Source organism: Crenothrix polyspora (assembly GCF_900163755.1).
GTDB classification, from domain to species: domain Bacteria; phylum Pseudomonadota; class Gammaproteobacteria; order Methylococcales; family Methylomonadaceae; genus Crenothrix; species Crenothrix polyspora.
In genome coordinates this window covers 1-8425 of the sequence record NZ_FUKI01000055.1, presented here as the reverse complement: position 1 = coordinate 8425, position 8425 = coordinate 1, and the positions used below count along the sequence as shown (strand labels likewise).

The 8425-nt window shown below is 41.8% G+C and carries 4 protein-coding genes and 2 rRNA genes; 2 read left to right on the top strand and 4 right to left on the bottom strand.

Going from position 1 to position 8425, the window contains the following annotated elements:
- Positions 1–170: ribosomal RNA gene (locus tag CRENPOLYSF2_RS03370) — 23S ribosomal RNA — on the top strand; the annotation flags it as partial.
- Positions 171–328: 158 nt separating this feature from the next.
- Positions 329–444, top strand: a 5S ribosomal RNA gene (rrf, locus tag CRENPOLYSF2_RS03365).
- 91 nt (positions 445–535) lie between these two features.
- On the opposite strand, the gene CRENPOLYSF2_RS03360 is transcribed toward rrf, so the two are convergent.
- The 4 genes from CRENPOLYSF2_RS03360 to corA all read right to left on the bottom strand — a co-directional run bounded on the left by CRENPOLYSF2_RS03360 (position 536) and on the right by corA (position 8233).
- Positions 536–4066: a calcium-binding protein gene (locus CRENPOLYSF2_RS03360; protein WP_087142553.1), complete on the bottom strand. Its 3531-nt coding sequence runs from the start codon at positions 4064–4066 to the stop codon at positions 536–538.
- Between the two features lie 245 nt (positions 4067–4311).
- Complete coding sequence (locus CRENPOLYSF2_RS03355) at positions 4312–4767, bottom strand: hypothetical protein (protein ID WP_087142552.1); 456 nt, start codon at positions 4765–4767, stop codon at positions 4312–4314.
- 502 nt (positions 4768–5269) lie between these two features.
- The gene (locus tag CRENPOLYSF2_RS03350; protein ID WP_087142554.1) at positions 5270–7390 is read right to left on the bottom strand and encodes a cytochrome-c peroxidase; all 2121 of its coding nucleotides are present in this window, start codon (positions 7388–7390) and stop codon (positions 5270–5272) included.
- A 165-nt stretch (positions 7391–7555) separates the two neighbouring features.
- Positions 7556–8233, bottom strand: a complete 678-nt coding sequence (gene corA / locus CRENPOLYSF2_RS03345) for a copper(I)-binding protein CorA (protein ID WP_140396780.1) — start codon at positions 8231–8233, stop codon at positions 7556–7558.
- Between the last annotated feature and the right edge of the window lie 192 nt (positions 8234–8425).

Genomic DNA, 8425 nt, shown 5'->3' with positions numbered 1-8425 from the left:
AGGATAACCGCTGAAAGCATCTAAGCGGGAAGCCCCTCCCAAGATGAGTTCTCACTGGGACTTTAAGTTCCCTGAAGGGCCGTCGAAGACTACGACGTTGATAGGCACGGTGTGGAAGCGCAGTAATGTGTGTAGCTAACGTGTACTAATTGCCCGTGAGGCTTGACCATATAACACCCAATGGGTTTTGTGTTGACGTATCAAAGACTATCGCAAGTCAGACCATAAAGTTACAGATTTCCAGAAGCAAATTTAAGACAGCCTTCAGGGGTAAACTTAGATTTGTTGTATGACAGTCAGTTGAAACAGCACTGACTACACCAGTTTGCTTGGTGACCATAGCGAATGTGAACCACCCGATCCCATCCCGAACTCGGAAGTGAAACCGTTTAGCGCCGATGATAGTGTGGCAGTTTGCCATGCGAAAGTAGGGAATTGCCAAGCTCTTAAATCAAAAACCCAAGTCAATGGCTTGGGTTTTTTTTTGCTTGTAAGTTCTTGCGCAGTGCGCCGTAGTTTGTTTCTGTGTAGCGTTTTAACGTAAACCTATACTATAATTATCATACGGATCATACGTGTTATTAAGACCTGAAGCTGTGATACCTGTTAGCCTTACTAAGGTATCGTTAACATTGTCATTTTGGAACACATAAGTATCGCTATTTGCAACAAAGGCTACGGTATCACCCAGCTTGGTGATATTGATTTGTAAGTATTTAATAGCATCAGAAATTTGATTGGCGGTAATTTCCAAAGGAGTTTTGTAAGTATCAAGGTTATCAAAGCTGATTAAGCCTTGATTAATATGATGACTGTGAAGCAAACCACTATTTTTGCCATTAGTTGAAGCCACGTCGGCTGTAATGTTTATACTGGTTAAATCAAGTGTATCGCCTACAATATGACTATACTTAGATCTGTCTGGATAAGTAGTTAATAAGGAAAAATGTTGGATCACATCAAAATCCGTTGGCACGCTATCATTTTTGGCTATTGTTATGGTGCTGTCATATTTTCCGTTTAAATTGTAATTATCCTTACCGTTACCGCCAATAAAATGACCGCTACCGATAAAGCTATCATTACCGGCATCGCCAAAAGCGGTTACCAGATTCCCCTGGCTGATTAAGGTATCGTTACCTTGACCACCTCTTAGTGTTTGCTTAACATAAGATTGTGCCGTTAATGTATTATTAAGGTTGTTGCCTATACCAAAAATATCTTTTCCCTCCGTCCGTTGTAGAACAAGATTTTCCACATTAGCCGGTAATCTGTAACTAGACGTGCTGTAAATCGTATCGATTTCCGTTGTAATAGACGAGGTTTCTTTAATAATATCGGAAGGGTTATCGACATAATAGCTGTCATTACCATAACCGCCACGCATAATATCCTTGCCAGCACCACCGTTTAAAATATCATCACCGGCTCGACCATTAAACGTATCATCGCCATTTCGGCCATACAGCAAATCAGCATTACTGCCTCCTGTCAAAATATCAATTCCAGCGCTGCCCATAGCAACGCCTTGTTGTCCGCTTAAGGTATAGTGGACTGCACCCTCATACTGGGTATCTTTTAGATGGTTATTGACGCTTAAATAATAACTTCCGGTACTTGTTGCAACAAACGAAACGCTATTGTCTGAGGTGGTAACGGAATTAATCGTTTTACCGCTTGCATCAAATACTGATAAATTATTAGCGTAACCCAAAGTATTGTGGATATTTAGCGCAAAGGTGTAATGCTGGCCTGCTTGTAAACTGACCTTAAACCAATCTGCATCAGTCGCAGTTGTGGGACCAATATTTTCCCAGCTTCCTGTCACTGTGTGTAACCTATTTGCGGACAAGGCAAGTTTGCCAAGCGTTGATGTATCAGCCGTATAATCGTCTCGGTGGGTGTCGATGGTTAATTCGAAAAAAGTTGGCGAATCTCTATCGCTGAACTCATAAGATTCTAGCGCAATGTCGGCATAAAACAGACCAGATTTTGGTGCTGTAAATTGAAAGTAATGTGCGCCTTCTTTAAACACGGCATTTCCATTTGGAATGACCACGCCATCAGCATCATGGATAATGAAAGTTCCAACGCTCGGTGGTGGGTTCATGTTTGGATCATCATCAAGCTCGTAGGTTTCAATGACATCCAAAAAAATATGATAGGTTTTGCCCACTTCAACTTGGAAGGGCAACCAGTCATGATCACCTGTAAAATTATCTTGTCCTTCTACGGCAACACCAGGTTTTAAAGGTGTTATATCACTGATATGATCAGGATAATCATCTTTAATATTTTGTATTTGCACTGTGTAATAGCCGGTTACAGTGGCTTTTGCCGCACTGATATCCAAATAATAGGTCCCAGAATGTGTTGGCGTATAGGTTGCCGTAGAGCCAGACTCACCGCCATCTCCTGTACCTTTGTTAATTAATGTGCCTTTAGCATCATGCAAAGCCAAGCCAAAAGTATCCGATTTACTGGCTATGTCATTTAGCGTAAAACGATACGTTTTATGAGCCAGCAAATTAACGGCTACCCAGTCATGATCAGCATCGGCTTCAATATGCCCCGTTAAATGGCTGGGCATTTGCTCGATACTGCTTAAGTTAAGTTTTCCAGCTGTGGCTATGGTATTACCGTAGTCATCATTTAGTTGGCCAGCGCTTACAGCATAAGTGCCTTTGTATTGTGCATCAGTAGCTAGATCAGTAGCTAGGGGATAACTATTTTCTTTAACCACACCGGCTACATCCAGATAATAATCCCCAGAAGACGGCGCGGTAAATGAAATAGCTTGCCCAGTATGCGTTGGTATCAATTTTCCAGTAGCATCATATAAATGCAGTGTTGGAAATTCTGAAGTAGTTTGCGTACCGGTTGGGTTAACAACAAAAAGATACGGGCTGCCGGCAACCAAAGGTACTTTTATCCAATCGTGATCACCCACAACTTCAATAGCGCCACGAATGGACACACCTTGCAGATTGGGTGAACGCAAATATCCATTACTATCAACATTGTCAGCATAATCATCACGATAAGTCGTTATTTTAATTGATATAGGATTTGTTAATCTCAGATAACCTGACACATCCAGATAATAAAGCCCTGAATCGGGCACTGAAAAGGTAACGTTGCTACCCTTGTTTTCGCCATGAGGAATTAATTGCCCTTGGGCGTTGCGTAAATCAATAGTCATTGAGCCCTGTGTAACATAACTTTTGCCCGCTGTCAGTTGCACCGGAATCCAATCGTGATCCCCCGAAAAATCTTCATGTCTGGAAATAGTAGCCACATTACCAATAACCACGGGCTTGAGATTTGAAGCATGATCTGGGTAGTCATCAGGACTAGGGCCTATGTTAAATTGATAGGCTCCCGTATCATGCCCCCAAAAATCGGTTACCTTGAGATAATAAGTATCAGAATGGCTAACTGTATAAAATGCACTATTGGTATGATACCAATCACTCTCTAAATAAATATTATTGCCTGATTTAGCATATAAATTAAAGTGGGGGCTTAGTAGCTTGTCGTTCTCATTATGACTAAAATAATAAGTCTTGCCAGCAAGTAAGCTAACCTTAAACCAATCTTGGTCATACTTTGTTTCTATTTGTCCTTTAATAGAAATTGTTTGGTCGGGAATTAAGCTGATCTGGTGAGCTGTGTTAATAAAATCACCGTAATCGTCCGATTTTTTTTCACTGGCAAATACGGTATAGTTATTAGGATGAGTGTGTGAAAATCCAGATGAAGCATCTACATAATAAATACCCGATTTTTTAGGCGTAAAAAATGACACACTAGTGCCATACATAAATTCATTAAAATGATCTGCTTGAAGCATTTGCCCTGCTGCATTATGAATTATCAGTGAACCTGGGCGATTAGGTTCATCAAATGCAAAAACATAGTGTTTGCCTGCCGTTAACGTTACTTTAAACCAATCACGATCCCCTGCTTTTTCAGTAACGCCCGCAACAGAACTTGTGCCAGTAACGGGAATAACTAACGTGCCTGTGGTGGCGGTGTTGTTAAAAAAATCGTCTTTTGTTGCCATATTTGCTCTCCAAAAAATTGAAATTTGATATTTTTGGGTATTTCGAAAGGTTTTGTCGTATTACCTTGGTGGGATTTAGCTAAGGGAGGGGGCAATAAGAAGGTAGCATAGACAAAGCGGTTGTTGTGGATATTGAAAATGCAAACTTAATAGTGAAACGATCTTCGCAGGGTGGATAGGTGTAACACAGCCACCCTACGAGACGCATTGTTCAAATTGTTTTTTATTGATTACTCGCTCTACAATTAGGGCGATATGCATTCCAGCTTTAATGATCTAATTTTTTTATGAAAATTAAAATCACCCAGATCGTGAACTTGTTTGTTGGCGATAAAAATAAGCTCGGAATCTTCTTTGACATCTTGTTCAGTTACACCCAGTGAGCGCAATAAATCCGGATTTTTGGCTACTTGAGGTACGGTTAATTCAAAACGTTGATTCTGATAAACCGTTACTTTAGCGGCTGATCCTACTTTTAAGCTATGAATGCGCTTATCCCAATTGTCACCGTTAATGTTAGTTAAATCAGCCAACTCGGTTGCGCCTTCAATGAGCAAATGTTTACCGGCATATTGCGCCTCTTCAAACATATCTACCCAGCAATCTTTATTAGCTGCGTAAATTTTGCTGGTACTGCTAAATAGCAGCAGTGCTACCGACACAATCTTTAATATAGGAAGTACTCTTTGAATAGTGTTCATGTGTAGTCTCCTGTGTATTACTTTGCTTAACAACCAACCTGCCGCATCAATAACTAAGGCTTGTTTTGGATGTTATACCTTTGGGACAAGACAATCAATTACCTGTTCAAAAATACCACCATTTTAGTGCGGTTTGATGAGGTAACGCACTACGTTGGTTGGCTTTTTTAAAATAACATTATGTTGAAATGATTGGACAAAACAGCGTATTGCTATAGCTGCTGCGGCCTCTGAGGGTATTGGAGGTGCTAACTTTTTATTGGCATAATTAATGCTTGTTTATTAGTGCCGAGGAACGTTTCGGCAAACCAATGCAGTTCACTTAACTTGAGGATAATCTCATGATTTCCATCATAGTATTTTCAATACTCATGCTGTTATTTTTGGTCGATTGGGAGCATATCGACGAGGAACATAATGTGCATTAAAACAGGCGTTTTAATTTGAAACACACCCTTACCCGTACAGGACGACAGCTTGGTGTCGTCCTGTATGATCTTAGTTATCGATTTAAATAACTTGCAAAAGGTTTTAATGGCCCTAAAAGACGACTACGGCCGTGCTTACCGATGGCTGGAATATGCAAGAAATTGTCTTTTAACTGCGTGAGATTGTGTGGATCGGCTGTTTCTTGATGGCCATGCGGCACTAAAATCTGCGGGTGATCAAACGGGGCTTTTTCCCAGCGTACTCGCTCATCGGTTAACGATTTTAAAAATGCGACTAAATCTGCTTTGTCCTCTGTAGAAATACCTTGTGGAAACACCAGTGTAGCAAAATGATGCGGGTTATTGACGTTACCACCACGGAAGTAAAAATCAATCACTTGTTCCAGTGTCAACATACTGCCGTTGTGCATGTAGGGGCCAGTTAGCTCTACGTTACGTAAGGAGGGCACTTTAAAAGCGCCGTTCACTGCTACCAGAGCGCGGCCTTGCTCTTTCTTCTTCATTTCTGCCAATAATACCGATGCTTTAGGTAGCTTGGCGTATACACCACGACTCGCGCAGTTTTGCTTGCCTTTCACGTCGTCAATTAATTCATGTGCTTTGTAATCTTTGGCAAATGGATTATCCAGATTACATGATTTCACAATCAATGGATCAATCATGACTTTGTGTGTTAATAACGTTTGCATGTACTGTGTGCTAAAGGCCAACGGATTACCGAACGGATCGTTACCGCCCACCCCTAAATCGTAGCTGGTAGGTGTGACGCTGGTATTAAAAAAGCCTTCGTCCATCATGCCAAAAACGACACCGTTGTCGGTAAATGCACCGTTAAGTGTTCTGCGAATCACCAAGCCCTTATCAGGCCCTGGTACGTTATAAATACTGGGATTAGCCGCCGAAGATAATGTAGGGCCTTTATGACAGGTCGCACAATGGGCATCTAAAAACAGCTTCATGCCGCGCACTTGTTGCGTATTAAAGCCTTTAGGAATGTCAGGATCACCCACGTTGCGCGGCGCATCAAAGGGTGCTTGATCAGACACCAACGTTTGTTGGTAAAGCTGTAAGGCTAAGCCAAAAAACAATGAAAAATTGGCTTCTATTTGTGTGTAAGCGGGTGCTGTTTTAGCACTAGGCTTACCAAATACACCTTTCCCCGACCAATAGCGCGAGGCAAATGATTTTTTTATCAGCGCCTCATAAGTGGTTTTAAGGCCTTTGCTGTTAGACAAACGCAGCCCTGCCAAAACACTGTCTTGTGGATGTACATCTTGATTACGTAACGGGTGCTGTTTAAGTAGCTTACGGGCAATATCTGGAAATTTTCTTTGGCTGCAAGACATTTCTGTGGCGCTGATAGCCGGTGCTGTGGCTTGTGAGGCTAACGACGCATTTTCAAGTCGCAGGGCTTGTTTACGCACAGTGCCATCAGCTTGTGCCACCCAAATACCTGCGTTTTTATCGCGCACACCGTAAGGTGATACGCCGTTAAAAATATTATTAGCCCTGCCATCCCAAAAGTTGCGGAAATTATAGCCACTGTTAAGCACCGACGGCGTATGCCGATCTTGTGATTGACGGGCATTTAAATCACCACGGTGGTAAATAGTATCGTCTTGGGAGGTGCAAGTATCCTGTGTCATATCGCGAGGATTTGCTTGCTTAAAGTTTCTGAGAAATACCCCAGCCGAAGAAAATACATCGTCAGTAGAAAAGACCACTTTTGAATCTTTGTCAGTAGGGTCGCTGAATTGATAAAACGGAAAATCGCTGATACGTATTTTATAATTAACCCCCCCTGCGCCAGCGGTTGCCGTGCGCTGAAAGGTTTGGGCTGTTTTCGTTTTAGTGTGCAATGCGCCGGTTGAGAGCTGATTAATCACTCGACCATCTGCGCCTGCATGAAAATGACAACTGCCACACGCCATACCATCACTGCCGACCTGCGTATCCCAAAATAACGCTTTACCCAATTGTATGGCAACGGCTTTATTGATTACAATCGGTGTCTTTCCGTCCAATAACCCAGGTGTTACCGGCACTTTAACGCCTTTTAACGAAATAGGTGTCGCATCATGGGCACAAACCGAGGTTGGCGGCAATATCACGATAGCCAGTAAAAAAGCCGTGCGATAATGAGAGTTAATTTTGGTCGATAAAAATGCAGTCATCTGTTTATGGGTTAAGTAAATTGTATAAAATCTACCGCTAAAAATAGCTTTAAAACTGTCATTATAATGACGATTTATTGCTGTAGATAGGCTGGCCAAATCTGAGTTATGTCTAAAAAATCGGCAGCTAACTGTGGTCAACTGCCGATTCAATTGGGTTGCGTCTTAATGCTTAATGCTCAGTGTTGTGACTATATTGTGATTAATTGCACCGTTAACGCCTGCGGCAGGATTAAATCCTCCAACCGCAAACATGTAAGTACCGGCTTTAACCGCTTTAAAGCTGAGTGTTACTGTACCCGAAATTTTGTCTTTAATAGCCTTCATACCTTCAGGTGGTGTTAGTATTTTGCTGCCATCATCATTGAGTCCGTAATCTTTATGGCCATCACCGTCATAGCCGTAAGCCACAACTTTCATTGCAATAGTACCCAGATCTTTATTCGTTGTTTCATCTTTTGCGCCAGATTCATAGACATTGGCATTTTGCGGGTAGAAGTGATCAGCCACGTAAGTATCGGGCGCGGTATCGTCTTTACCACGATACCAAACCGTAATGCCAGGATGTAATCCAGCCGTTTTAGCGACCATTTTAATGGTCACTGTTACATTTTGCATTTTTGTGGTAATTTTGCCCCAGCTGGAACTGTGCGACCAACCCATGTCGCCAAAGGCTGGATCACGCCAAGATGATTTTTTGACGCTGAACGTTTTTGCAGGTCCCGTTGGTAAGGCAAACACTGCAATACCAGCTGGCTTGGTTGCTGCATAAGCTGAAGACAGCGAAAAACTGACAATCGCCAAAGCAACAGTGTTAATAATCAATTTACGATTTAATGTCATACTTTTTTCCTTATAGTGTGTTAAAAGTTTATGATAAAAAACAAATGCGACTATGTCGCGTAAGGTTACTTTTAGCATTTTTTGGCGGTTTTGATTTTGATCCATATCAAAAAATGCGCTGTAAGGCAGTTACAGCGTTTTTAACTTAGGACAGTTACAGCCACCGTTCGTGCTGAGCTTGTCGAAGCATGA